The organism is Halomonas sp. MES3-P3E (assembly GCF_002836035.1).
Lineage (GTDB): Bacteria > Pseudomonadota > Gammaproteobacteria > Pseudomonadales > Halomonadaceae > Vreelandella > Vreelandella arctica.
On record NZ_PJBT01000187.1, the window covers coordinates 99,714 to 122,871 of the forward strand.

22 protein-coding genes, 5 tRNA genes and 1 pseudogene are annotated in these 23,158 nt (G+C 54.3%); 14 read left to right on the forward strand and 14 right to left on the reverse strand.

Annotated elements, in window-relative coordinates:
* The first annotated feature begins 420 nt into the window (after positions 1-420).
* Positions 421-1,035, forward strand: a complete 615-nt coding sequence (locus tag CXF87_RS17150; RefSeq protein WP_198556127.1) for a hypothetical protein — start codon at positions 421-423, stop codon at positions 1,033-1,035.
* Positions 1,036-1,258: 223 nt separating this feature from the next.
* A pseudogene (locus CXF87_RS22450) lies at positions 1,259-1,345 on the forward strand (addiction module protein); the annotation flags it as partial.
* Between the two features lie 458 nt (positions 1,346-1,803).
* Here the strand turns inward: CXF87_RS22450 and CXF87_RS17165 are convergent.
* Genes CXF87_RS17165 through uraH form a run of 3 tightly spaced genes read right to left on the reverse strand, consistent with a single transcriptional unit; the run spans position 1,804 to position 4,170 of the window.
* Positions 1,804-2,538: a GntR family transcriptional regulator gene (locus CXF87_RS17165; protein ID WP_101147511.1), complete on the reverse strand. Its 735-nt coding sequence runs from the start codon at positions 2,536-2,538 to the stop codon at positions 1,804-1,806.
* A 15-nt stretch (positions 2,539-2,553) separates the two neighbouring features.
* Entirely contained in the window at positions 2,554-3,756 is a 1,203-nt protein-coding gene (locus CXF87_RS17170) for a urate hydroxylase PuuD (RefSeq protein ID WP_101147512.1), read from the reverse strand.
* 60 nt (positions 3,757-3,816) lie between these two features.
* Positions 3,817-4,170 (reverse strand): hydroxyisourate hydrolase, encoded by a 354-nt coding sequence (gene uraH / locus CXF87_RS17175; protein WP_101147513.1) that lies wholly within the window; start codon positions 4,168-4,170, stop codon positions 3,817-3,819.
* Between the two features lie 145 nt (positions 4,171-4,315).
* Between uraH and uraD the strand changes: the two genes are divergently transcribed.
* On the forward strand, positions 4,316-4,852 hold the full coding sequence (gene uraD / locus CXF87_RS17180; RefSeq protein ID WP_101147514.1) for a 2-oxo-4-hydroxy-4-carboxy-5-ureidoimidazoline decarboxylase: 537 nt from the start codon (positions 4,316-4,318) through the stop codon (positions 4,850-4,852).
* Between the two features lie 119 nt (positions 4,853-4,971).
* A complete protein-coding gene (locus tag CXF87_RS17185; protein WP_101147515.1) occupies positions 4,972-6,348 on the forward strand; it encodes a uracil-xanthine permease family protein in 1,377 nt (458 codons plus the stop codon).
* A gap of 88 nt (positions 6,349-6,436) precedes the next feature.
* Here CXF87_RS17185 and CXF87_RS17190 read toward each other — a convergent pair whose 3' ends face one another.
* From CXF87_RS17190 to CXF87_RS17200, 3 genes are all read right to left on the reverse strand, one after another.
* Entirely contained in the window at positions 6,437-6,793 is a 357-nt protein-coding gene (locus tag CXF87_RS17190) for a phasin family protein (RefSeq protein ID WP_101147516.1), read from the reverse strand.
* Between the two features lie 181 nt (positions 6,794-6,974).
* The gene (locus CXF87_RS17195; protein WP_008955992.1) at positions 6,975-7,664 is read right to left on the reverse strand and encodes a glutathione binding-like protein; all 690 of its coding nucleotides are present in this window, start codon (positions 7,662-7,664) and stop codon (positions 6,975-6,977) included.
* Positions 7,665-7,778: 114 nt separating this feature from the next.
* Positions 7,779-8,471 carry a glutathione S-transferase family protein gene (locus tag CXF87_RS17200; RefSeq protein WP_101147538.1) on the reverse strand — a complete coding sequence of 231 codons (693 nt, stop codon included), beginning with the start codon at positions 8,469-8,471 and terminating at the stop codon, positions 7,779-7,781.
* Positions 8,472-8,860: 389 nt separating this feature from the next.
* On the opposite strand from CXF87_RS17200, the gene CXF87_RS17205 reads away from it, so the two are divergent.
* The gene (locus tag CXF87_RS17205) at positions 8,861-10,552 is read left to right on the forward strand and encodes an L-lactate permease (protein WP_101147517.1); all 1,692 of its coding nucleotides are present in this window, start codon (positions 8,861-8,863) and stop codon (positions 10,550-10,552) included.
* A 96-nt stretch (positions 10,553-10,648) separates the two neighbouring features.
* On the opposite strand, the gene CXF87_RS17210 is transcribed toward CXF87_RS17205, so the two are convergent.
* A complete protein-coding gene (locus tag CXF87_RS17210) occupies positions 10,649-11,173 on the reverse strand; it encodes a gamma carbonic anhydrase family protein (RefSeq protein WP_101147518.1) in 525 nt (174 codons plus the stop codon).
* Between the two features lie 59 nt (positions 11,174-11,232).
* A complete protein-coding gene (gene glcC / locus CXF87_RS17215; RefSeq protein WP_101147519.1) occupies positions 11,233-12,012 on the reverse strand; it encodes a transcriptional regulator GlcC in 780 nt (259 codons plus the stop codon).
* 215 nt (positions 12,013-12,227) lie between these two features.
* Here glcC and glcD point away from each other — a divergent pair, with 215 nt between their 5' ends.
* From glcD to CXF87_RS17235, 4 genes are all read left to right on the forward strand, one after another.
* Complete coding sequence (gene glcD / locus CXF87_RS17220; RefSeq protein ID WP_101147520.1) at positions 12,228-13,727, forward strand: glycolate oxidase subunit GlcD; 1,500 nt, start codon at positions 12,228-12,230, stop codon at positions 13,725-13,727.
* Between the two features lie 51 nt (positions 13,728-13,778).
* The gene (gene glcE / locus CXF87_RS17225) at positions 13,779-14,879 is read left to right on the forward strand and encodes a glycolate oxidase subunit GlcE (protein WP_101147521.1); all 1,101 of its coding nucleotides are present in this window, start codon (positions 13,779-13,781) and stop codon (positions 14,877-14,879) included.
* Positions 14,880-14,893: 14 nt separating this feature from the next.
* The gene (gene glcF / locus CXF87_RS17230; RefSeq protein ID WP_101147522.1) at positions 14,894-16,126 is read left to right on the forward strand and encodes a glycolate oxidase subunit GlcF; all 1,233 of its coding nucleotides are present in this window, start codon (positions 14,894-14,896) and stop codon (positions 16,124-16,126) included.
* A gap of 86 nt (positions 16,127-16,212) precedes the next feature.
* Complete coding sequence (locus CXF87_RS17235; protein WP_008955984.1) at positions 16,213-16,614, forward strand: heme-binding protein; 402 nt, start codon at positions 16,213-16,215, stop codon at positions 16,612-16,614.
* Positions 16,615-16,730: 116 nt separating this feature from the next.
* On the opposite strand, the gene CXF87_RS17240 is transcribed toward CXF87_RS17235, so the two are convergent.
* The 6 genes from CXF87_RS17240 to CXF87_RS17265 form a co-directional block, all read right to left on the reverse strand.
* A tRNA-Asp gene (locus tag CXF87_RS17240) sits at positions 16,731-16,807 on the reverse strand.
* A 79-nt stretch (positions 16,808-16,886) separates the two neighbouring features.
* Positions 16,887-16,962: transfer RNA gene (locus CXF87_RS17245), tRNA-Val, on the reverse strand.
* A gap of 52 nt (positions 16,963-17,014) precedes the next feature.
* Positions 17,015-17,091: transfer RNA gene (locus CXF87_RS17250), tRNA-Asp, on the reverse strand.
* 58 nt (positions 17,092-17,149) lie between these two features.
* Positions 17,150-17,226 (reverse strand) — tRNA-Asp (locus CXF87_RS17255).
* A 69-nt stretch (positions 17,227-17,295) separates the two neighbouring features.
* Positions 17,296-17,371: transfer RNA gene (locus CXF87_RS17260), tRNA-Val, on the reverse strand.
* Between the two features lie 70 nt (positions 17,372-17,441).
* Positions 17,442-18,197: an alpha/beta fold hydrolase gene (locus tag CXF87_RS17265; protein WP_101147523.1), complete on the reverse strand. Its 756-nt coding sequence runs from the start codon at positions 18,195-18,197 to the stop codon at positions 17,442-17,444.
* A gap of 164 nt (positions 18,198-18,361) precedes the next feature.
* On the opposite strand from CXF87_RS17265, the gene ccoN reads away from it, so the two are divergent.
* From ccoN to ccoG, 5 genes are all read left to right on the forward strand, one after another.
* Positions 18,362-19,786: a cytochrome-c oxidase, cbb3-type subunit I gene (gene ccoN / locus CXF87_RS17270; protein WP_101147524.1), complete on the forward strand. Its 1,425-nt coding sequence runs from the start codon at positions 18,362-18,364 to the stop codon at positions 19,784-19,786.
* Positions 19,787-19,805: 19 nt separating this feature from the next.
* A complete protein-coding gene (gene ccoO, locus CXF87_RS17275) occupies positions 19,806-20,414 on the forward strand; it encodes a cytochrome-c oxidase, cbb3-type subunit II (RefSeq protein WP_088699417.1) in 609 nt (202 codons plus the stop codon).
* 3 nt (positions 20,415-20,417) lie between these two features.
* Complete coding sequence (locus CXF87_RS17280) at positions 20,418-20,642, forward strand: CcoQ/FixQ family Cbb3-type cytochrome c oxidase assembly chaperone (RefSeq protein ID WP_035585415.1); 225 nt, start codon at positions 20,418-20,420, stop codon at positions 20,640-20,642.
* Positions 20,639-21,568, forward strand: a complete 930-nt coding sequence (ccoP, locus tag CXF87_RS17285) for a cytochrome-c oxidase, cbb3-type subunit III (RefSeq protein WP_101147525.1) — start codon at positions 20,639-20,641, stop codon at positions 21,566-21,568. The genes CXF87_RS17280 and ccoP overlap by 4 nt, the downstream gene beginning before the upstream one ends.
* 149 nt (positions 21,569-21,717) lie before the next feature.
* Positions 21,718-23,157, forward strand: a complete 1,440-nt coding sequence (ccoG, locus tag CXF87_RS17290; RefSeq protein ID WP_101147526.1) for a cytochrome c oxidase accessory protein CcoG — start codon at positions 21,718-21,720, stop codon at positions 23,155-23,157.
* Position 23,158: the final 1 nt, after the last annotated feature.

Consider the following 23,158-nt stretch of genomic DNA (forward strand, 5'->3'; position numbering starts at 1 on the left):
AGAAGCTCATGCAAGCGTCATCGGTTTTGCCGATGGCGCTTTTTTTGGGTCGCGGGCTACCGCGGCCAGTTGGGAACCTTTCGATATTCTCCCCCTGGCGCTACCAAGCAACATATCTCGTGGTATCAAAACTCAGCGGAATGAGCTATTTTCGATCTGTAGTGCGCTTTTTTCTGGTAGGCTCTAGGGAATGTGTGCTCATTTTTCTGAAAGTACTTCACTACATTAGAATAATTAAAAACGATGAGTTATAAAAAGATTATATATGTTTAAGCGCATACGTAATTTTCTGCTGGCCTTTATCAGGATAAGGTGAGTATTTTCATTTTATATCAGTCACTTGTTGCTTATTGGTAGTTTTTGGCTTCCCAGGAAAACGCGCATACGTATGAATAAACGTTTAGAAGCTAAAGGATAGCTATGAGCAAAACTTCTAAAGTTTGGCAGTTTGTCAGCATCCTGTTCGGATTTGCACTGATTTTCGGGTCGATCTATCTCCTTTGGCTTGTGGCTGCCCGACTTCTGACGTTCTTAGAAAGTGCCAACCCGTCAGTATCTGCAGCCATTGTTGGTGCAATGGCAACTGTTTTGGTTGGTGTTGGCGGAGCCCTCTACACTCAATCTCAGATAAAGAAGCGAGAGATTGAAGAGGCGCATCGTGCAAGGAAAGTTGAAATATACAAAGATTTTTTGGACATAGCGGCCCGCATGATGGCTGAAGGCAACGAAAGTGTTTCACTCAAGCCACCTACTCAACAAGAGCTTGTCGATTTTATGGTGGGATTCAAAACGAACGTAGTTCTGTGGGGTTCACCAAAGGTAATAAATGCCCAGCTAAACTTTCAAAAGATATCTTCTGAAGGTGGTAACGTTCTGAAAGCCGTTGACCATTTGTACAAGGCTATTCGAGAGGACATTGGTCTTAGCAATAGAGGTTTGGATAAATACCAACTTGTTAAGATGTACCTCAGTAATCCAGATGAAATGGATGAAATGAGCGCTTCCAACAAAGCATTGCAGCGAACGAGCCGCTGAATGCGGCGTTATGCCGTTTCTCTCCCCCCGTCTCCGGCATGCTAGAATTAAAGAGTAAATCTGCTAAGGCGAAGAGGTTCCACGATCATGAGACTCGAACAAGTCATTCAAGAGACAAAAAGGCTTTCAGCCAATGATCGAGCTTTGCTTGCCCACTGTCTGATTTCTAGCCTTGAAACTCAGCACGATGAAGGGGGTGGATGCGGCTTAGCTCTCTCTTGCTGAACAGCGGCTCGATGAGCTTGAGACTGGCAAAGTTCAAGGGGTGTCATGGGAAGAAATTAAAGGCCAAATTAAGCGTCCCACATAATGGCTGAGCTGAGTTTTCATCCAGAGATTTATGGCGAGCTACAAGAGGCTTATTCATGGTACGAACAGCAGGCAGTTGGTTTGGGGGATGATTCATCAGCGAACTGGAGTCTGCTTTCGAATCGATAAAGTCTTTGCCAGAAACGTGGCCGAAATTCGGTAAGCAAACACGCAGATTTTTGCTGACAAAATTTCCGTACGCTATCGTCTATAAGCCTTCAATTTCTACCTGTCACGTAGTGGCGCTAATGCATCAAAGCCGCAAGCCGGGTTATTGGCTCCAACGGGCATAATCGGTTAGCCGAGGGATTATAGCCTCAAGCCCGCACCACCTCCTGCACCGAGGCATCGGATCGGCGATCCACACAGGGCTTCACGGCCCCGCTCTAGTGCTATTAAAAGTCGTATCTAAAGAGCCTCAAGCCGTGTTAAAAGCGCTAACACTACAAACTACTCCCCCTAACCCCCAAATATCTGCTGCAAATCCGGCACGTTCTCTTCCTCTTCGACCATCGATAGCGAGGCTTCGATAGCTTTTAGGTGGCGGCTCATAAAGGCTTTGGCGCGCTCGCCGTTGCCTGCTTCCAGGTAGCCGATCAGGTCGTCGTGATCGTGAGATTCGCAGCCCAGGTGGCCGCGATGGCCGTAGACGGCGAGTATCAGCGATGAGCGCGAGCAGAGCCGTTCGACAAACTCTGCCAGGGTGGCGTTACCTGAGAGCTGCGCAAGGCGCACGTGAAAATCGGCCGAGAGCCGAATGGCCACGCTCTGCTGGCCGCTGCGCAGCGCTTGGCGCTCTTGGCGGGCCATTTCGCGCAGTTCTGCTGCTTCTTTTTCACTCATGCGCCGGGCTACATCGGGCATCAGCCCGCATTCGATTAACTGGCGGGCATCGAATACGTCTTTGGCTTCGTCGGCGGTGGGTCGGGTGACGCTGGCGCCACGACGCGGTGTTAGCGTGACTAACTGCTCCAATGCCAAACGTTGCAGGATTTTACGAATACCGGTGCGGCTAATGCCGAACACGTCCGCCAGGGCATCCTCGCGCAGCCGGGCGCCGGGCTTTAAGCGCTGCTCAACAATCGCGTCGCTGACGGAGCGATAGATAGCATCGTGGCGCTCATCGCCCTCTTTGCTATTTTTAACTTCTTTAGCAGGAGCGCGCCGCTTTACCGGCGCCTGCGCATCACTCATAGCTAGCCTCTCTGATCATTCCTCCCAAGCGGCGATGATATCGCGCTCTTCATCGCTCATGTTGGTCATATTGCCCAACGGCATATATTGGCTGGCGACAACCTGCTGAATTTGCGCCTTTTGGCTCAGAATCTCATCCCAGCTATCGAAAGCAAACCCGGCGGGCGGCGCTGAAAAACCGGCGTGTTCGGGGTTGCGAGCGTGGCACTGAACACAGTGCTGCTCGATCAAGCCAGTGATTTGCGCCTGATCCGGCCCTTGCGCACCTTCATCACCGCTCGGTGATGAAGCACTCGGCGCCGCCACCCAAAAGGCTAACAGAATAAGCCCTACCCCAAAGGCGGGATAGGCGGGCTGGGTTTTGCCTGCATGCATCAATACAAAGAACTGACGGATCAAGGCACCGGCAAAGATAAACAGCACCATCACCACCCAGGCAAGCTCGTGGGAGTAAATAAAGGAGTAGTGATTACTCACCATCAGCAACACGACCGGCAGCGTGAAGTAGGTGTTATGCACCGAGCGCTGCTTGCCGCGTTTGCCATCCAGCGGATTGGGGGCATCACCTGCCTTCATGGCTTTTACCATGCGGCGCTGGCCGGGGATAATCCAGAAGAAGACGTTAGCCGACATCGCCGTCGCCATCACCGCGCCAGTGAGTAGTAAGGCGGCGCGGCCGGTAAACATTTGCGTGCTTAGATAGGCAACTATCACCATCATCACGGCAACCGCAATGCTGAGCAGGCCGTCGCGATCCATGTTGGGGCTAATGCGCTTACACAGCTCGTTATAAACCACCCAGCCACCGAGTAGAAATGCCAGTGCCAGCACGTTGGCCTGCCAGCCGGTCATGTTGGCGGCCCACTCCCAGGGGCTATTGGGGTTTACCAGATAGAAGCCCGGATTGACCATGTAGAGAATCACAAACAGCGCAAAGCCGGAAAGCCAGGTGGTATAGGCTTTCCAGAATGACCAGTGCAGATCGTTGGGTAGCTTGGCGGGCGCGGTGGCGTACTTCTGGTTGTGGTAAAAACCACCGCCATGCACCGACCACATTTCACCAAAGACGCCCTTCTCGCGGTCCTCCTCAGCTTTCGGTGCGCGCAGGCTATTATCCAGCATGACAAAATAGATCGACTCACCGATCCAGGCGATGGCAGCAATCACATGCAGCCAGCGCAGCAGTAAGTTAACAAACTCGATTAGGTACGCTTGCATAAAATAAATCCCGTTAGGTTTGCCTGAAAACTCAGCGAGAGCAGCCAGGTTTCAGACAAATCAGCTACCGCGATAAGTTGAGTAGCCATAGGGCGAGAGGAGTAGCGGCACATGGTAGTGCTGGCTGGCATCGGCAACGCCAAAGCGCAGCGGGATTACGTCTAAAAAGCGCGGCTCATTAGCTTCAACGCCCTGGGCACGCAGGTAATCACCGGCATGGAACACCAGCTCATACTCCCCTGGTGTAAGCGCATCACCTTCTAAAATAGGTGCATCGCAACGCCCGTCACTGTTGGTGATGACGGTACTCAGATGCTGGCGATCACTGCCGGTAAGGTGAAACACCTCAATGATAATGCCCTGACCGGGCTGACCTCTGGCGGTATCCAGTACGTGGGTGGTTAAACGCCCCATGGCCACTCCTTATTTATAACGTTGTTTGGTTGTCTTGACCTATTGGTCAAAGAGTACCGTTACTGCTATTTATTGTATACAGTAATTCCATTCCAGCACATTTGAACAATCGTCGCTTTAATATTATTCGTTTTGGAGAGTGCCAATGCCTACAACTCACCCGTTACTGCTTTCCCCCGCACCGAGTCAGTGCAGCCTGGAAATGCTTACCCATCACTATGGGGATGTTTATGAGCACTCCCCCTGGGTAGCCGAAGCGGCTTGGCAGCATGGCCTGACTGACGCCCACGATGCGCCCGACGCACTGGCCGCGCTGATGGGTCTTATGTTGCAGCAGGCAAGCAGTGAACAGCAAATTAAAGTGATTCAGGCGCACCCAGACTTGGCAGGCAAAGCCGCCATGGCAGGTGAACTCACTCAAGATTCAACCAGCGAACAGGCAGGCGCCGGGCTCGACCAGTGCAGCCCTGAGGAGTTTGCGCGCTTTGAAGACCTTAACGCTGCGTACAAGGAGAAGTTCGGTTTTCCTTTCGTGATTGCCGTTAAAGGGCTAGATCGGCATGACATTCTTGCTGCCTTTGAAAAGCGCCTGCACAACGACGCAGCCACCGAACGACAAACGGCCATTGAGCAAATTATCCGTATTGCACGTTTTCGGTTAAGGGCGCGTGCCGAACAATAAGCTGAAGCGTTAAAGACTATTCGCCAATGGCTGCTTGCATTTATTTCTTGTATACACTTTTATTAGTAACTGGATGCAATAAATAAACAATGCCACCCACTGCGAATAAAGGCTCCCTAATGTCTTCTCCGCCCGATGCCCAAACGCGGCCTTCGCGTACTATCAATCAAAACCCTGATGCGATGCCGCCGCTCTCAAAAGCGATTCCACTCGGCCTACAGCACATCATGGCCATGTTCGCGGGTAACGTAACGCCGCCAATTATTATTGCCGGCGTGATTGGCGCCAATCCGGCGGAGCAGATCTTTTTAATCCAGGTGGCGCTGTTTGTGGCGGGGGTATCCACTCTGGTACAAACCATCGGTATTGGACCAATAGGCGCCCGCCTGCCTATTGTGCAGGGCACCAGCTTTGGTTTTTTGCCGGTGGCACTACCATTGGCTAAAGCATTTGGCCTGCCCGCTGTGCTCGGTGCTTCCTTTGTGGCTGGGCTGCTGCAAATTGTTCTCGGCGCTTTTTTAAAGAAGATTCGCCACTGGTTCTCGCCGGTAGTGACCGGCATCGTGGTGCTGCTGATCGGTATTACGTTGATGCCGGTAGGCCTCAATTACGCCGCGGGTGGCGTTGGCGCGGATGACTTCGCATCGCCTGGTAACTTGCTGTTGGCGCTGTTTGTCCTCAGCGTGACGATTGCCATTCACCAGTATGGACGGGGCTTTATTAAAGCCTCTTCCATTCTGTTTGGCTTAATGGCTGGCTACGCGGTGGCCATCGCTCTTGGCAAGGTCGATTTTACCTCGCTAAGTAACGCTGCCTGGTTCGCACTGCCCAAGCCGCTGGAATACGGCATGACGTTTTCAGGCACCGCGATCATCGGCATGACGCTGATTATGTTTGTGGTGGGGCTAGAAACGATTGGCAATATCTCCGCGATTACCACCACCGGGGCTGGCCGCCCCGCAAAAGACCGAGAGCTCTCTGGCGGCGTTATGGCCGATGGGGTAGCGACTTCATTTGCCGCCGTTTTCAACACCCTGCCCAACACCGCTTATGCGCAAAATGTTGGCCTAATTACCCTCACTGGCGTAGTCAGTCGCCACGTGGTGACTATCGGCGGGCTGCTATTAATCGCCATGGGGCTATTTCCCAAGCTGGGTGGGCTGGTCGCCGCCATGCCGCCTGCGGTACTTGGCGGAGCAGGCGTAGTGATGTTCGGTATGATCGCATCGGCGGGGCTTAAAATCATCAAAGAGTGCGAGCTGGATCAGCGCAATATGCTGATCATCGCCGTGTCACTAAGCCTGGGGATCGGTCTGCCTGCCGTCGAGGCAATCTCAGAAACCATGCCTGGTCAATTGGGGCTGTTGCTTAAGTCGGGCTTAGTGCCTGCCGCCCTCGCCGCTTTATTGCTGGATGCCATCTTACCGGGCAAGCCTGACCGGCAAGCCAAGCTAGCTGCTGCAGAAGCTGAAGCTGAATCTAAAGCTAAGCGTTAACGGTCATTACACCTTTTGCCGTTAGCTAGATACAAAAAAGCGCCGCGCCCCTATAGGGCAAAGCGCTTTTAGATAGTCTAAAGCTAACTTATTGTTTCGCTTTTTCTACCACGTTCTTCGTGGATTCTTCCGCATGTTGCTGGCTATCTTGAGCGAAACTTTTACCGATTGATGTCACTTTTTCAGTGTCACCTTTTACGCGTTCCATGAATTCACTGGCTGTTTTCTGCTGACTTTCCATCGCTTTCTTGAAACTATCAGCGTCTTTTACATCAAGCCAAGTGCGCGCTTGTGAAATTGCCATATCAGAGTAGGCACGGAAAGCGTCCATCTGCGCACTGAAAAGCTGATCGTAGTAATCAAGGGCGGTTAAAGTGTAAGAACGCATGGGTGAAACAAAAGCGGATTCAAACTGTTGCGTTGTCTTATCAGTAGCTTTCGTCATCTTCATATCTCCAGGTGTGAGCTAGCACATAAACACGTCTCATTAGGCGGTTGTTAGCCAGGCTGTTGCCTCTGCTGCCATTAAAGCTAGCAGTGCTTTTTGTGCAGCGCAACATGGTTTTTTACTCATGCTGCGCCTGCTCACTTCTGGTTAGTGCAAAACGCTGTCGGCACCCCGACGACTAGCGGTTACCGAACAAATGCTTACGCGCTTGCTCGTCCATTTCCACACCTGCCTGGGGATTTACTTCTTCAACCAATGCGTACGCCCGGCGTACGGCTGGGCGTGCTTTGACCATCTCAAACCAGCGCTCCAGGTCGGGAAACTCTTCAATGGTTTGACGCTGTTTTTCCCAGGGCACAATCCAGGGGTAGATCGCCATGTCGGCAATCGAATAGTCATCGCCGCCCACATAAGTGTGATTCGCCAGGCGCTGATCCAACACGCTGTAAAGGCGATTGGTTTCACGCACGTAACGCTCGATGGCGTACTCAATTTTCTGCGGGGCGTAGTGGCAAAAGTGGTGGTTTTGGCCTGCCATCGGGCCTAAACCGCCCATTTGCCAGTGTAGCCACTGCAGCACGATGTAGCGTTCGCGGCCCGCAGCAGGCAGGAAAAGACCGCTCTTATCGGCGAGGTATTCCAGAATCGCGCCAGACTCAAACATCGAAAGCGGCTGCCCGCCATCCTTTGGCGCGTGATCGACAATGGCGGGAATGCGGTTATTAGGGGCGATGGTGAGAAACTCAGGGTCAAACTGCTCACCGCGGCCGATATTAATTGGCTTCACTCGATACGCCAGTTTGGCTTCTTCGAGCATGATGGAGATTTTGTGGCCGTTAGGTGTTGTCCAGTAGTACAGGTCAATCATTGCCATCTCCTTGTTGAAAACGTTGATTCACTCGCCATGAGTTTACCAAGCTTTCATATTAATCAGGCGGTACGTTAGCGTACCGCCCCTGTCAGCTATATCGCGCAGTTGGCGTTATAGATCACGCACGGTCAGGGCCTTGCTAGCTTCCCCACCGTGTACGCTGAGCATACGCTTAAACCATTCATCGACCGGGTCGCCAGCCTCTACTAGCGTCTGTGTCGATACGACGTGCGCCCACATCATGCTGCCGAACAGTAGGTAATCGGAACCGGCAGGTGCATCGCCGTCTAAAAAGGCGCTGTCCCGTAGCAAGTCGCGCACAGGTGCTAATACCTGCTTGAGCTGCTGTTTGCCCTGCTCTGGCTGATGGAACTCTTCTAATGTGCAACCAAACCGCGCTTCACGAGTTTTGCGGAAATAGTCGCGATCGTCTGGGTGAATGGCCGCAAGCAGATCCATGGCAATAATGCGAAACAGTGCTGGTGTTACGCTACGTTCAACAAAGTATTTGAACAGTAAAACCCGCTGATAACTGGCCCCTTCACCCAGCATGGGAGCGTCGGGATAGGCTTTATCCAGATAGCGCATGATTTCAAAGCTATCAGTCACCACTTTATCGCCATCGCAGAGCACCGGCACTTTGTCGTAGTCAGCAAACTCCAACGCTTTTTTGTCGAGGAATCGCCACGCCACGGTGGTGAATTCCAAGCCTTTATGGGCGAGCGCCATGCGCACGCGCCAGCAATAAGGTGAAAAGCGTAGCCGTTCATCTCGGCCACACAGGTCATAAAGCTTTAGTGCCATCACTACCGCCTTTTTGTTGAGAGGATCATTGGTGAAAACAATGGGTAAAAAGGGCTTAGAAAGCTCTTTTACACATTTAGCGTAGTTAACAATGAGCCCAACCATCTAACCGTGCAAGAGAGACTACTTAGCACTGTCTATTAGTCTAATGGGCCAGCTGGGCACACGCCTTGAAAATCCACCTAAAAATAATTTAAAAACAACCAATTAGGTAAAAACCAGTAGCGCAAGCTTACGTTCAAAACGACCGTTACACTGGTAAGACCAATTTTCCAATGTAGTCATCTGGTTAGCCTAAACGTATCTTTCTACTACACCCGGCTGGCGATACAAACGCCGGGCGATTATTGCGGAGCATACCAAATTAATAACAAGGGGCAGTTCCTTCCATGAATGAAACGATACTTGCACTTCTGGCCTTCTTGCCGCTGTTGATGGCCGGTATTTTACTCGTTGGGTTTAAAATACCTGCCAAGATAGCGATGCCTCTCGTCTTCCTGACAGCCGCCATCATTGGCTTAACCGTTTGGGATATGTCGTTTAGCCGTGTCGCGGCTTCCACCATTCAAGGCTTGATCCAAACCGCTGGCCTTTTATGGATTATTTTTGGTGCCATCCTGCTGCTTAACACGCTTAAGCACTCCGGCGGTATTACGGCTATCCGTAATGGCTTCTCCGGTATTAGCCCTGACCGTCGCGTACAGGCGCTGATTGTTGCTTGGCTGTTCGGCTGCTTTATCGAAGGCGCGTCTGGCTTCGGTACACCAGCCGCCGTGGCGGCACCGCTGATGGTCGCGCTCGGCTTCCCGGCTCTTGCGGCAGTCGTCGTGGGTATGATGATCCAATCAACACCGGTCTCCTTTGGCGCAGTAGGTACACCTATTGTGGTGGGTGTTGGTAGCGGCTTGGATCGGGCGGGCATTACCACTGAACTTGACTCGGTAGGCTCCAGCTGGGATGTCTTCTTCCAACTGGTAACCAGCGAAGTGGCGATCACTCACGGCATCGTGGGTATTTTAATGCCGCTGATTCTGGTCACCGTCATGGTGCGTTTCTTCGGCGCTAACCGCTCCTGGAAAGAGGGGCTGTCGATTACTCCCTTCGCCATCTTCACCGGTATCTGCTTCGTGGTGCCTTACATGCTGGTAGGCGTGCTGCTTGGCCCTGAGTTCCCGTCGATGATCGGCGCGATGGTAGGCTTGGCGATTGTGGTTCCGGCGGCCAAACGCGGCTTCCTGATGCCTAAAGATACCTGGGACTTCCCTGAATCGACTTCGTGGCCAGACGAGTGGATCGGCAACCTGCAGATCAAGCTGGATGACGTTGTCGGCAGAGCCCCGATGTCCACCTTCAAAGGCTGGGTACCCTACGTATTGCTGGCGCTATTCCTGGTCGCTTCGCGCACCATCGAACCGCTACGCGTCGCGCTGACCTCGATTAACCTTAGCTGGAACAATATTCTGGGTGAAGCGGGTGTTAGCGGCGGTGTTCAGCCGCTCTACCTGCCGGGCGGTATCATCCTGGCCGTGGTTATCGTGACCTACTTCCTGCATCGCATGAATCCGCAAAAGATGAGCGCAGCGGTGTCGGAATCCACTAAAACCATTTTTGGTGCTGGCTTCGTGCTGATCTTTACCGTGCCGATGGTACGTATCCTGATCAACTCCGGCGTTAACGGTGCGGACCTGGTCTCGATGCCGGTGATGATGGCACAGGCGGTGGCCGACAGTGTTGGCGGCATCTACCCCTTCTTTGCCCCGGCGGTCGGTGCGATGGGCGCCTTCATCGCAGGCTCCAACACGGTTTCGAACCTGATGCTGGCAGAATTCCAGTTCAGTGTTGCTGAAACCCTGGGCCTTTCCACCTCCATGATGGTGGCACTACAAGCAGTCGGTGCGGCGGCGGGTAATATGATCGCTATCCACAACGTGGTTGCGGCATCAGCAACGGTGGGCCTGCTCGGCCGTGAAGGGGCCACCATCCGTAAGACGATTCTGCCGACGATCTACTACCTTATCTTTACCGGTATCATCGCTCTCATTGCGTTCTACGTGATTGGCGTAACGGATCCGTTAATGTGACCATGAAGTAGAACTGGCGGTAATAACGATGCTAGAAACGCAACCCCCCAGGCCAAGGCCTGGGGGGTTGCTATTTAGCACATCTAGTTTTACGCGTTAATCAATGCGTTTTAGCTGCTGGCTATGGAGTTTGCCGCGTTCAACATAGCTTTGAGCGTTCTTCTTCAGTCCCGCCACGACTTCTTCGGAAAGCTCCCGCACTACCTTGGCCGGCGAGCCGACGATTAGCGAGTTGGGCGGAAACACTGCGCCTTCCTTAATAAAGGCACCGGCACCCACCAAGCTGTTCTCGCCGATCACCGCACCATTAAGCACGACCGCCTGGATACCAATCAGGCAGCCGTCACCGATGGTGCAGCCATGCAGCATCGCCTGGTGCCCTACCGTTACGCCTTTACCTACCTTGAGCGGAAAGCCTGGGTCTGCGTGCAGCACGGCGCCATCCTGGATATTGCTCTCCTCACCTACTTCAAGATGGTCGGTATCACCGCGCAACACGGCTTGATACCAAACGCTTGAGCGCGCCTTTAAGGTGACCTGGCCGATAACATCTGCCGTTTCCGCAATGTAAACGTCGTCGTGAACCTCTGGGCGATGCTCGCCGTATTGATAAAGTGCCACATTAACCTCCTGGGTTGTTATTGGTGTTTTGGACTCTTGGCCCTTGGTGCTTGGCTTTTCTACTGCCACTCTTCAAGGCGCATGGAGGAGCGCTCCAGCCGATCATGCTCTACCTCTAAATCACGCAGCAGCTGGCTAATGCTGGAGAGATGCTCCAGCGCTACCTGTTTTGCCTGCGCCGCCTCGCCGCTGACAACGGCATCATGCAATTGGGCATGCTGCTGATTGATCATCGCCCGCGGTACCGGCAAATGATAAAGGTGTTTGACCGAAGCGAAAACCGAGCTAAGCAGTAAGTCGGTCAGGCTTTGCAGCGTGTGTACCAGTACCGGGTTGTGCGAGGCTTGGGAAACCGCTAAATGAAAAGCGTGATCGAGCCTGGCAAGACGCTCGACATCGATCGTCTCGGCTGATTCCACGTAGTCGGCCATTTCACGATAACGCCGCGTGATCAACACTCGGTCGGCGGAAGTGCCTCTGTTTGCCGCTAACCACGCCGACTCCCCTTCCAGTAAAGCACGCACTTCCAGCAGATCAAACAGCGTACGTGGATGGTCTTTAAACAAGTGCATTAAAGGGCTTTGATTGCTGACGGGCAGTAGCGTAGCTACCGTTGAGCCGTGGCCCTGCCGGGTATCGATAATTCCTTTGCTGCGCAGAATTCTTAATCCCTCGCGCAGCGATGCGCGGGAGACGCCCAACCGGTCACACAGCCGTCGTTCCGAAGGAAGCAGCTGGCCGGGGCGAAAAACGCCATCAAGAATAAGCCGCTCAAGCCGGGTGGCCACTTGATCCGGCCTTCGCTGCCCGGGTGACAAGGCTTGATTTTCTGCTGCCATGGTAACTCTCCTGATGGGCAATATGACCAGCTTGCCAGCACTTCACCCAGTACTAAACAAAGAAGGCATCACTGTCGACCAATTACTGGTCAGACCAATGCACCACCACCTAGACAGATGGATAAAAAAAGCTCAAATTGAGGCCATGCTAGCTGGCGGTATGCGCCTAAATTTTCAACGTTTGCCTTTAATGATAATAAGCATGGGATGTCGTGATGAATATCCTCTTTGATGAGCGTCTGGACGGCGAATTGGTTCAGCGAGATAAAAGCGAGGTCTTGAGCGACCTGCAGCAAGCGGTCCCGGATATGACGCTGCTGCACCGTGAAGAAGACCTCCGCCCCTTTGAGTGCGATGGGCTAGCGGCCTATCGCGTGCTACCGATGCTGGTGGCACTGCCTGAAACCCTGGAGCAGGTAAAAGGGCTGCTGAAGCGCTGCTATGCGCTGGGCGTGCCCGTCGTTACCCGCGGCGCGGGCACTGGCCTTTCTGGCGGCGCGCTGCCACTGGAGCAAGGCGTGCTGCTGGTCATGTCGCGCTTTAGCAAAATACTGAGTGTGGACCCCGATGCCCGCATGGCGCGGGTTCAGCCTGGCGTGCGTAACCTGGCAATTTCTGAAGCTGCTGCGCCTTACGGACTTTACTACGCGCCGGACCCCTCCTCGCAAATTGCCTGCTCGATCGGCGGTAACGTGGCCGAAAATGCTGGTGGCGTACACTGCCTCAAATACGGCCTGACAGTGCATAACGTGATGCGCGTCGACGTGCTCACCATTGAGGGAGAGCACATGACCTTGGGCGCCGAGTCTTTCGATGCGCCCGGCTTTGATCTGCTGGCGTTGATGAATGGCTCAGAAGGCATGCTTGGCGTGGTCACCGAAATTACCGTTAAGCTGCTGCCCAAGCCCGAAACCGCCAAAGTACTGATGGCCAGCTTCGACGATGTCGAAAAAGCGGGACGCGCCGTGGGCGACATTATTGCCGCTGGCATTATCCCCGGCGGCCTGGAGATGATGGATAAACTTGCCATCAAAGCCGCCGAAGATTTTGTCAAAGCAGGCTACCCCCTCGACGCCGAAGCGATTTTGCTCTGCGAGCTGGATGGCGTAGAAGCCGACGTGGACGACGATTGCGATACCGTACGGCGGGTACTTGAAAAAGCTGGGGCCACCAATATCCAGCAGGCCCGCGATGAAGCCGAGCGCGCCAAGTTCTGGGCCGGGCGTAAGAATGCCTTTCCTGCAGTGGGCCGTATGTCACCCGATTATTATTGCATGGACGGCACGATTCCACGCCGCGAACTCCCCCGCGTACTCAAAGGCATTGCCGCGCTTTCCGAGGAAAGCGGCCTGGCAGTTGCCAACGTATTCCACGCAGGTGATGGCAACATGCACCCGCTGATCCTGTTTGATGCCAATAAAGAGGGACAGTTGGCGCTTGCCGAAGAGGTGGGCGGCAAGATTCTTGAGCTTTGTGTCGCGGCAGGCGGCTCGATCACAGGTGAGCACGGTGTTGGGCGCGAAAAGATCAACCAAATGTGCAGCCAGTTCCAGCCGGATGAGATTAGCGTTTTTCATGCCCTGAAAGCGGCATTTGACCCTAAGCGACTGCTCAACCCCGGCAAGAATATTCCAACCCTGGCGCGCTGCGCAGAGTTTGGCGCCATGCATGTTCACAATAACGAACTGCCGCACCCGGATCTGCCCCGTTTTTAATAGTGACCTAGTCAAGATAACCACTAGGCAAAATAAATATTGGAATAGACCATGACCGAACTAGCGATGCATGCCGCCGACCGCGATATCGCTGACACGCTGTGTGAGCAGGTGCGCAGTGCATATGACGCACGCACTCCGCTACGTATTGTAGGCGGAGATACCCGCGCTTTTTATGGCCGACCGGTGGAAGGCCAAGCGCTGCAGATGGCCGAACATAGTGGCATTGTCAGCTACGACCCGGTGGAATTGATCGTCACCGTGCGCGCTGGCACGCGGCTAAGCGCCCTTCAAGCTGCGCTGGCAGAAAAACACCAAATGTTAGGGTTTGAGCCGCCCATGTTTGGCGAAGCCTCGACCATTGGTGGTGCCGTTGCGACCGGCCTTTCCGGCCCACGCCGCCCCTGGGCGGGTGCGGCGCGGGATTTTGTGCTCGGCACACGGATAATCACTCAAGAGGGCAAGCTGCTGCGCTTTGGTGGCGAAGTGATGAAGAATGTCGCCGGTTACGATCTTTCGCGCATGATGGCTGGCGCCCAGGGAACGCTTGGCGTACTGACCGATATTTCGTTTAAGGTGCTGCCGATCCCTAACGCCACGCACAGCCTGCGTTTATCGCTCAACCTTAACGATGCGCTGAAAAAGCTGGCCGAGCTGGGCCGTCAGCCGCTACCGATCACGGCGGCTGCCTGGCATAACGGTGAGCTCTTTCTGCGCCTAGAGGGGGGTAAAAGCTCAGTACAGGCAACCCAGGAGCGCTTAGGCGGCGAATCGCTTGATCCAAGCTTCTGGACATCCCTACGCGACCATAGCCATCCATTTTTCCAGCTCAACGACGGCCAAGCATTGTGGCGGCTATCGCTGCCGCCCAATACCGCGCCGCTGAACCTGGATATTGCCGAAACCGATATTTTTTACGACTGGGCAGGCAGTCAGCGCTGGGTAAAAACAGCGCTGGACGCTGATACGCTGCGCGCCGCCTGCAAAGCAGTAGGCGGCCATGCCACCTGTTACACACCCCATGCCCAGGGCGGCGCCGTTGAGCCTTTCACACCGCTGAATGCGGTGGTGGAAAAATATCATCGTAACTTAAAGGCGGAGCTGGATGCCCATGGCATATTCAATCCCGGTCGTCTTTATGCGGCGTTTTAATCAGGAGAGCTGACATGCAGACGCAATTTACCGATGCCGACCGTCAGAAGCCGCACATTCAGGAAGCAGATAGCATTTTGCGCACCTGCGTTCACTGCGGTTTCTGTAACGCCACCTGCCCCACCTACCAGCTGTTGGGCGATGAGCGTGACGGCCCCCGCGGACGCATCTATCTAATGAAGGAGCTGCTTGAGAGCCGCGACGATGACGACCAGGTCACCGAAGAGACTCGCCTGCACCTTGACCGCTGCCTGACCTGCCTTAACTGTGAAACCACCTGCCCTTCAGGCGTGGAGTACCACAAGCTGCTCAACATTGGCCGTGCCGAAATTGAGCGCCGGGTGCCCCGCCCTGCTGGCGAGCGGGCTCAGCGCTATGCGCTGCGTAAGATGATGGTCGAACCTAAACGCTTTCAGGCGCTGCTAAAGCTGGGTCAAACCTTTAAGCCGCTGGTGCCTAGCAAGCTACGCAATAAAATGCCCGCTGAACCGATAGATGCAGGCGTACGCCCTGATGCGCACCGTCATACCCGGCAAGTGCTGATTCTGGAAGGCTGCGTGCAGCCGGGGCTGTCACCCAATACCAATGCGGCTACCGCGCGGATCCTAGATCGGCTCGGCATTAGTGTAACGCCGGTGGCTGAAGCAGGCTGCTGTGGCGCGGTTGATTTTCACCTCAACGCCCAGGACGATGGGCGGGCTCGTATGCGCGCCAATATCGACGCTTGGTGGCCCTACATTGAACAAGGCGCTGAAGCCATCGTTCAAACCGCCAGCGGTTGCGGCGCCTTTGTTAAAGAGTATGGCTATATGCTCAAGGATGATCCTGAGTACGCCGTTAAAGCGCAAAAGGTCAGCACCTTGGCCAAAGACATTGTCGAAATCTTGCGCGATGAGCCCCTGGAAGCATTGAACGTTAAAGAATCCAAGCGGCTGGCATTTCACTGCCCTTGTACGCTGCAACACGCGCAAAAGCTTAACGGTGCAGTGGAAGGCGTACTCACCAAGCTCGGCTTTTCGTTAACGCCGGTGCAGGATGCGCACCTCTGCTGCGGCTCGGCGGGCACTTACTCGATTACTCAACCGGAAATTGCCACCCAACTGCGCGACAATAAGCTCAATGCCCTGGAGGCCGGTAATCCAGAGATGATTGTCACTGCCAATATCGGCTGTCAAACCCACTTGGCTGGCGCCAACCGTACGCCGGTGCGCCACTGGGTTGAAATCGTCGATGCGGCACTTCCCTAGCGCTAGTGGTTACTCTTTAACCCCTACCGCCGCGCTGCTACTTAATAGCGCGGCGACTCACTCCCTGCCTTAAAAAGGATTACACCATGCAAACAAAAGCCATCCTCGCTCAAGCCGATGTCATCAATGTATTAGACGCGGCGCAAAAAGAAGCCGACAGCAATAACTGGCCGGTCACTATCGCAGTAACCGACGACGGCGGCCACTTATTGGGCCTGCGCCGCTTAGATGGTGCCGCCCCTTTCAGTGCCGATGTTGCCACGCAAAAAGCGCGCAGCGCAGCGCTAGGTCGTAAAGAGACCCAGGTATTTGAAGAGATGATTAACGGCGGCCGTACAGCGTTTATTTCTGCGCCGCTGCAGGGTCTACTTTCAGGTGGCGTGCCGATCACAGTGGATGGCCATGTGGTGGGTGCCGTGGGCATTTCCGGCGTTAAACCCGACCAGGACGTACAAGTTGCCAAAGCGGGTGTCAGCGCTATCGGCTAAGGCTAGCGTGCAGCCTACGGGCTGCACGCAATAAAAAAGCCCGGATCAATGATCCGGGCTTTTTTTGGAATTCGTTCGGCTGATGCCGATATTACATTTTCAATCTAAACGCTTAATGGCGGACCGGACGAGACTCGAACTCGCGACCTCCGGCGTGACAGGCCGGCATTCTAACCGACTGAACTACCGGTCCACGTTAAGGCGCATTACTACTACAACCATCGTATGCATAGCATTTGCAGCGGTTCAGAGGCGCTTTAAATGGTAGGCGATGGTGGGTGGTACTGGGTTCGAACCAGTGACCCCCAGCTTGTAAGGCTGGTGCTCTCCCAACTGAGCTAACCACCCAATCTGCTAATAAGTCCTACAGGCACTTATCAACCTTGCTTAGCAGTTATCGTGGCGGACCGGACGAGACTCGAACTCGCGACCTCCGGCGTGACAGGCCGGCATTCTAACCGACTGAACTACCGGTCCGAATAGCGATAACGTACTTTAATGCTACTTGCTCATAAAGCAGATACTGATTTGATGTTGGCGGACCGGACGAGACTCGAACTCGCGACCTCCGGCGTGACAGGCCGGCATTCTAACCGACTGAACTACCGGTCCGTTATGCACATCAAAGCTTAATCTTACTTTTTACTTCACGATTCCAACCATTTTAGCGATTACTAAATATGGTGGGTGGTACTGGGTTCGAACCAGTGACCCCCAGCTTGTAAGGCTGGTGCTCTCCCAACTGAGCTAACCACCCGCTGGTCACGTGGCGCTGCATTCTACAGAAGGTTGTTTCAATGTCAACATGCTGCGCTTAAAAACTGCTTTTAAGCTAGCGCGTTGCCCTCTTCTTTCAAGCCTTGGCTGTGAACGCGGACGAAGGATGCCGCAACCTGGGTGGCTTCGTCAATCAAAAACGTTTGCGTTAGCCCAGAAGAGCGCCGTGGCTTGAAATCGTGATCGCCATCTTTCAGCCAAGCCAGCTGTGCATTAGCGGGCAGCGTATAGCTTGTGACCTCCTCCTGAGTACCGAAAGGATCTCGCTCGCCTTGTATCACTAGCATGGGGCAAGTAATCGTCGGCCAGTGTTCCAAACGAAGCTTTTCCGGCACTTTGGTGGGATGAAACGGGTAACCGGCCACCACGACACCAGGGCACGGTTGTTGACTGGCTAACAGCGTCGCCACGCGGCCGCCCATTGATTTCCCCCCAACCCACAGCGGCCCGTCAAACAGGGAATCAAGTAGCGCATACCACTCGGCAAACTGGGCAAGCGTCTGCGCGATCGGCGGCGGTGGGCGTCGCTTGCCGGTTTCCTGCATTTGCTGCATATAGGGGAAATCAATACATAGAACTTGTATGCCCCGCCCAGCCAAAGAGGTGACAAATTGACGCATGAAAGCGGACTGCTGGCCGGCGCCAGCGCCATGGGCAAACAGCAAGCGTCCTATCTTGGCCTCACCATGAACCGCCAACGGCCCCATGCCCTGCACCAGATAACAGCCGTTTGAGTCGAGATGAGTCTCTTCGTTTAATGCGTCTGGCGTTAGCGAAATATAGTCAGACAAAGCGTAATGTGACATGCACCGCTCCTAATAATTCAATGATTAACCTATTGGCATGTTCAGCTTAAGCCTCGGCTGCGCTAGAATCCTCGTCGGATCTTGACCTGCATCATCAAGCGGGTGGCCGCATCCGTGCAAAATGCCACGGGTTACCCCCTAACCGCGTTCGATGGGAACATGAAATGAGCACAGCATTGGAACACCCGACCTACAATTACAAGGTGGTTCGGCAGTTCGCGATTATGACCGTTGTGTGGGGCATCGTAGGTATGGCGCTTGGCGTTATCCTTGCCTCCCAACTGGTCTGGCCGCAGCTGAACCTCGGCCTACCTTGGACTAGCTTCGGGCGCCTGCGTCCGTTACATACTAACGCCGTTATCTTCGCCTTTGGTGGCTCAGCGCTCTTTGCAACGTCCTATTACGTTGTCCAACGAACGTGCCAGACACGGCTATTCTCGGACAGGCTGGCGGCCTTTACGTTCTGGGGCTGGCAAGCCGTTATTATCTCAGCGATCGTGTCGCTCCCCATGGGCTACACCACGACCAAGGAGTACGCTGAGCTAGAGTGGCCGATCAATATATTGATTGCAGTCGTTTGGATCAGCTATGCCATCGTGTTCCTGATGACGATTAAAAAGCGCACCACGTCGCATATTTATGTGGCGAACTGGTTCTTTGCGGCGTTTATTTTAACCGTTGCAGTGCTGCATATCGTCAACAACGCGGCGATCCCGGTTACCCCAATGTACTCCACCTCGATCTACGCTGGTGCGGTGGATGCCATGGTGCAGTGGTGGTACGGCCATAACGCGGTAGGCTTTTTCCTGACCGCTGGCTTCCTGGGCATGATGTACTATTTCGTGCCGAAGCAGGCTGAGCGACCGATCTACTCTTACCGTCTTTCCATCGTCCACTTCTGGGCGCTGATCATGATTTACATGTGGGCAGGTCCGCACCACCTGCACTACACGGCGCTGCCGAACTGGGCACAGTCGCTGGGCATGATCATGTCGATCATCCTGTTGGCGCCCTCTTGGGGCGGCATGATCAACGGCATGATGACCTTGTCAGGCGCCTGGCATAAGCTGCGCACGGATCCGACACTGCGCTTCTTGGTAGTGGCCCTATCGTTCTACGGCATGTCGACGTTTGAAGGCCCGATGATGGCCATTAAAACGGTCAACGCGCTGTCGCACTACACGGACTGGACCATTGGCCACGTTCACTCCGGTGCGCTCGGCTGGGTAGCGATGATCACTATCGGCTCAATGTACCACCTGATCCCGCGCGTATTCGGTCGCACTGAAATGTACTCGGTCAACCTGATCGCCGTGCACTTCTGGCTGGCCACGATCGGTACCGTGCTGTATATCGCCTCCATGTGGGTAAACGGTATTCTGCAGGGCCTGATGTGGCGTGCGATCAACCCTGACGGCACCTTGATGTACACCTTCGTTGAATCCGTTGAAGCCAGCGGGCCGGGCTACTTTGTTCGCTTAATCGGCGGCCTCTTCTGGGTCACCGGTATGCTGATCATGGCGTTCAATGTGTACATGACCGTTAAACGTCGTGAGGCTATCAGCCATTCAGCGCCACAAGCTGCCTAAACCGGGGAAGTTGAGACCAATGAAACACGAGATTGTCGAAAAAAACGTTGGCCTGCTTGCCGTGTTGATCCTTGTCGTGATCAGTTTCGGCGGCTTGGCTGAGGTGGTGCCGCTGTTTTTCCAGAAGCAGACCACCGAGCCGGTTGAAGGCCTGGAGCCGCTGTCTGCTCTGGAGCTGGAAGGCCGTGACATCTACCGCCGCGAGGGCTGCGTGGGCTGTCACTCGCAAATGGTGCGTCCGTTCCGCGCGGAGACCGAGCGCTACGGCCACTACAATGTGGCAGGTGAGCAGGTTTACGAGCACAACTTCCTATGGGGTTCCAAGCGTACCGGGCCAGATCTGGCGCGTGTTGGCGGCCGCTATAGCGACGACTGGCACCGTGCTCACCTCTACAATCCCCGAGATGTAGTCCCTGAATCGGTTATGCCGGCTTACCCCTGGCTGTTTGAAAATACCCTCGATGGTGACGCTACTCCCGCTAAAATGCGCACCCTGCGCCAGCTAGGCGTGCCGTACACCGACGAAGATATTGCCAACGCAACTGACGATGTTCGCGGTACTCAGGAAATCACTGCCCTGGTCGCGTACCTACAGCAGCTGGGAACCGTGCTCGAGGGCACTCGCTAAGTTATGGATACGGGAACTTTTCGCGGTCTCATCACGCTAATCTTGATTTTCGCGTTTATTGGCATCGCCCTCTGGGCGTACTCCAAGCGACGCAAGCCAGATTTCGACGAAGCGGCTAATTTGCCCTTTGCCGACGACGATGAGCTACCGACCAGTGACAAGCACGCTTCGCGTGAACGCGACAGCGAAGCGCATTCCCGCGACGACAGGGGAGATAAGAAGTTATGAACAATCTATGGGGTGACTCCCTATCCGGCTTCTGGAGCGCCTGGATCATTATCATTACGCTGGGCACGATCGCGCTGAGCGTATGGATACTACTGGCCAACCGCCGCACCGATAAAACGCCTGACGCGGACGGTAACGTTGAAACCACGGGCCATGCCGCCGATGGCATCGAAGAGTATGACAACCCACTGCCAAAGTGGTGGTTTCAGCTATTCGTCTTGACGGTGGTCTTTGCACTGGGCTACCTGGTGTTTTATCCCGGCTTGGGCAACTACGCGGGGATACTGGGCTGGTCGCAAGAGGGCCAGTGGGAAGAGGAAGTCGCTCAGGCCGAAGAGCGTTTCACACCGATTTTTGCCCAGTATCAGGAAGTGCCCATTCCTGAGCTTGCCGAAGATCCCGAGGCGATGCAGGTTGCTGAACGTATCTACCAAAACAACTGCGCGGTGTGTCACGGTTCCAACGCTCAGGGCGGTTACGGCTTCCCCAACCTGACCGACGACGACTGGCTGTACGGCGGAGAGCCCGACAATATCGTTCAAACGCTGACGAATGGCCGTAACGGTCTGATGCCTTCCTGGCAGCAGCTGGGGCAAAACAATATTGAGAACCTGTCTCAATACGTGCTCTCACTGTCTGATGAAGCGCATGACGAGGCACAAGCTGAACAGGGCGAAAGCACTTTCACAGCAGTCTGTGCGGCTTGCCACGGCCCAAGCGGCACGGGTAATACAGCCCTCGGCGCGCCTAACTTGACCGACAATACCTGGCTCTACTTGGCGCCCGGCCAAGAAGTAGGTGACTCCATCCGTCAAACGCTACGCAATGGCCGTAACGGTCATATGCCAGCGCAAGCGGCTTATATTGGTGAAGAGCGTGTTCACCTGGTCGCCGCCTACGTGTATAGCCTGCGCTTAGCGGACTGATTAACTGCTCAGCCATACTCGCCAAGAAAGGGTGCGGCCTCAAACCGCACCCTTTCTTTATGCACAACCCGATACAATATTGACCATGCACTCGCCTTCATGAGACTGGGGGTGCTACCTCTCCTGCCTTCTGAGCCGGGAATACCGCCATGGAAAAGATACCAACCCAAGACGTCACGCCGAATCCGGTGGGGCATCACACGCCTCCACAACAACCGGTTACTCAGGAAATGTACGCCAAACGGCGTCACATTTATGTGCGAGAAATTAAAGGTATTTTCCAGAAACTACGCCGCAGTACTAACTGGGCGTTAATGCTGATGTTTTTCCTATTGCCCTGGATCAATGTTGGCAACCGGCCCCTCATTCTGTTCGATCTGCCTAATCGCGAATTCCATATCTTTACCGCCACGTTCTATCCGCAGGAGTTCATACTGCTATCGTGGCTGTTGATCATTTGTGCTTTTGGGCTGTTTTTTATTACCGTTTTTGCGGGCCGGGTGTGGTGTGGTTATACCTGCCCGCAAAGCGTTTGGACCTTTCTGTTTATCTGGCTTGAACACCGCATCGAAGGCTCGCGCAATCGGCGTATCAAGCTCGACAATCAACCGATGACGGCGGATAAGGCTTGGCGAAAAACTGCTAAGCACACTGCTTGGCTATTGATAGCGCTCGCTACCGGCATCACCTTTGTGGGTTACTTCACGCCAATTCGTGATTTAGTGACAGAGCTCCCCACCCTTGAAGCCCATGGCTGGTCCTACTTCTGGGTGGGCTTTTTCCTGGTATTCACTTACCTGAACGCGGGTTGGCTGCGTGAACAGGTGTGCATTTATATGTGCCCCTATGCCCGTTTTCAATCGGTGATGTTTGACCGTGACACACTGATTGTCTCCTACGATGAGTCCCGTGGTGAACCCCGTGGCCATCGCCCTAAAAGCCTGAGCCATCTAGAGGCCCGTGAAGCAGGATACGGCGACTGTATCAATTGCGATCTTTGCGTTCAGGTATGCCCTACCGGTATCGATATCCGTGACGGACTGCAGTATGAGTGCATCACCTGCGCCGCCTGCATCGACGCCTGCGACAGCGTAATGGACAAAATGGGCTACCCGCGGGGGCTGATACGCTACACTACCGAAAACGCGCTTGAGGGCAAAAAGAGCCATATCATGCGCCCTCGCCTGCTAGGCTACTTTGCCGCATTGGTGCTAATGATAGGCACTTTTGCCTGGGCGATTAATGACCGCATGCCACTTAACTTTGACGCTGAGCGCGAGCGCACCCAACTTTACCAAACGACCCGCGACGGCCTGATTAGTAATGTGTTTACCCTGACCATTCGTAACCTTGATGACCAGGATCACACTTACCAGCTGAGCGTTTCCGGGCTGCCCAGTTTAGCCTTAGATAGCAATATGATTGACGTGCCTGCGGGTGAGTCGCGCTTAGAAGTCGTTACAGTGACCGCTAGCCCTGACGAACTACAGCAACCCAGTCACGACATTGTATTCACACTGCAGGCTCAGCAAGACGAACGTATTCGCCTTGAGCGGGATGCCCGCTTCCTGGGCGATATTAGGAGATAAA

Excerpts from the sequence above, each read along its gene's own strand:
- CXF87_RS17150 (WP_198556127.1), top strand. The coding sequence starts at position 421 with ATGAGCAAAACTTCTAAAGTTTGGCAGTTTGTCAGCATCCTGTTCGGA.
- CXF87_RS17195 (WP_008955992.1), bottom strand. The coding sequence starts at position 7,664 with ATGATTGACCTGTACTACTGGACAACACCTAACGGCCACAAAATCTCC.
- ccoG (WP_101147526.1), top strand. The coding sequence starts at position 21,718 with ATGGAAAAGATACCAACCCAAGACGTCACGCCGAATCCGGTGGGGCAT.
- CXF87_RS17280 (WP_035585415.1), top strand. The coding sequence starts at position 20,418 with ATGGATACGGGAACTTTTCGCGGTCTCATCACGCTAATCTTGATTTTC.
- ccoN (WP_101147524.1), top strand. The coding sequence starts at position 18,362 with ATGAGCACAGCATTGGAACACCCGACCTACAATTACAAGGTGGTTCGG.
- uraD (WP_101147514.1), top strand. The coding sequence starts at position 4,316 with ATGCCTACAACTCACCCGTTACTGCTTTCCCCCGCACCGAGTCAGTGC.
- CXF87_RS17205 (WP_101147517.1), top strand. The coding sequence starts at position 8,861 with ATGAATGAAACGATACTTGCACTTCTGGCCTTCTTGCCGCTGTTGATG.
- glcF (WP_101147522.1), top strand. The coding sequence starts at position 14,894 with ATGCAGACGCAATTTACCGATGCCGACCGTCAGAAGCCGCACATTCAG.
- uraH (WP_101147513.1), bottom strand. The coding sequence starts at position 4,170 with ATGGGGCGTTTAACCACCCACGTACTGGATACCGCCAGAGGTCAGCCC.
- CXF87_RS17185 (WP_101147515.1), top strand. The coding sequence starts at position 4,972 with ATGTCTTCTCCGCCCGATGCCCAAACGCGGCCTTCGCGTACTATCAAT.
- CXF87_RS17170 (WP_101147512.1), bottom strand. The coding sequence starts at position 3,756 with ATGCAAGCGTACCTAATCGAGTTTGTTAACTTACTGCTGCGCTGGCTG.
- glcD (WP_101147520.1), top strand. The coding sequence starts at position 12,228 with ATGAATATCCTCTTTGATGAGCGTCTGGACGGCGAATTGGTTCAGCGA.
- glcC (WP_101147519.1), bottom strand. The coding sequence starts at position 12,012 with ATGGCAGCAGAAAATCAAGCCTTGTCACCCGGGCAGCGAAGGCCGGAT.
- CXF87_RS17265 (WP_101147523.1), bottom strand. The coding sequence starts at position 18,197 with ATGTCACATTACGCTTTGTCTGACTATATTTCGCTAACGCCAGACGCA.
- ccoO (WP_088699417.1), top strand. The coding sequence starts at position 19,806 with ATGAAACACGAGATTGTCGAAAAAAACGTTGGCCTGCTTGCCGTGTTG.
- CXF87_RS17200 (WP_101147538.1), bottom strand. The coding sequence starts at position 8,471 with ATGGCACTAAAGCTTTATGACCTGTGTGGCCGAGATGAACGGCTACGC.
- CXF87_RS17235 (WP_008955984.1), top strand. The coding sequence starts at position 16,213 with ATGCAAACAAAAGCCATCCTCGCTCAAGCCGATGTCATCAATGTATTA.
- ccoP (WP_101147525.1), top strand. The coding sequence starts at position 20,639 with ATGAACAATCTATGGGGTGACTCCCTATCCGGCTTCTGGAGCGCCTGG.
- glcE (WP_101147521.1), top strand. The coding sequence starts at position 13,779 with ATGACCGAACTAGCGATGCATGCCGCCGACCGCGATATCGCTGACACG.
- CXF87_RS17165 (WP_101147511.1), bottom strand. The coding sequence starts at position 2,538 with ATGAGTGATGCGCAGGCGCCGGTAAAGCGGCGCGCTCCTGCTAAAGAA.
- CXF87_RS17190 (WP_101147516.1), bottom strand. The coding sequence starts at position 6,793 with ATGACGAAAGCTACTGATAAGACAACGCAACAGTTTGAATCCGCTTTT.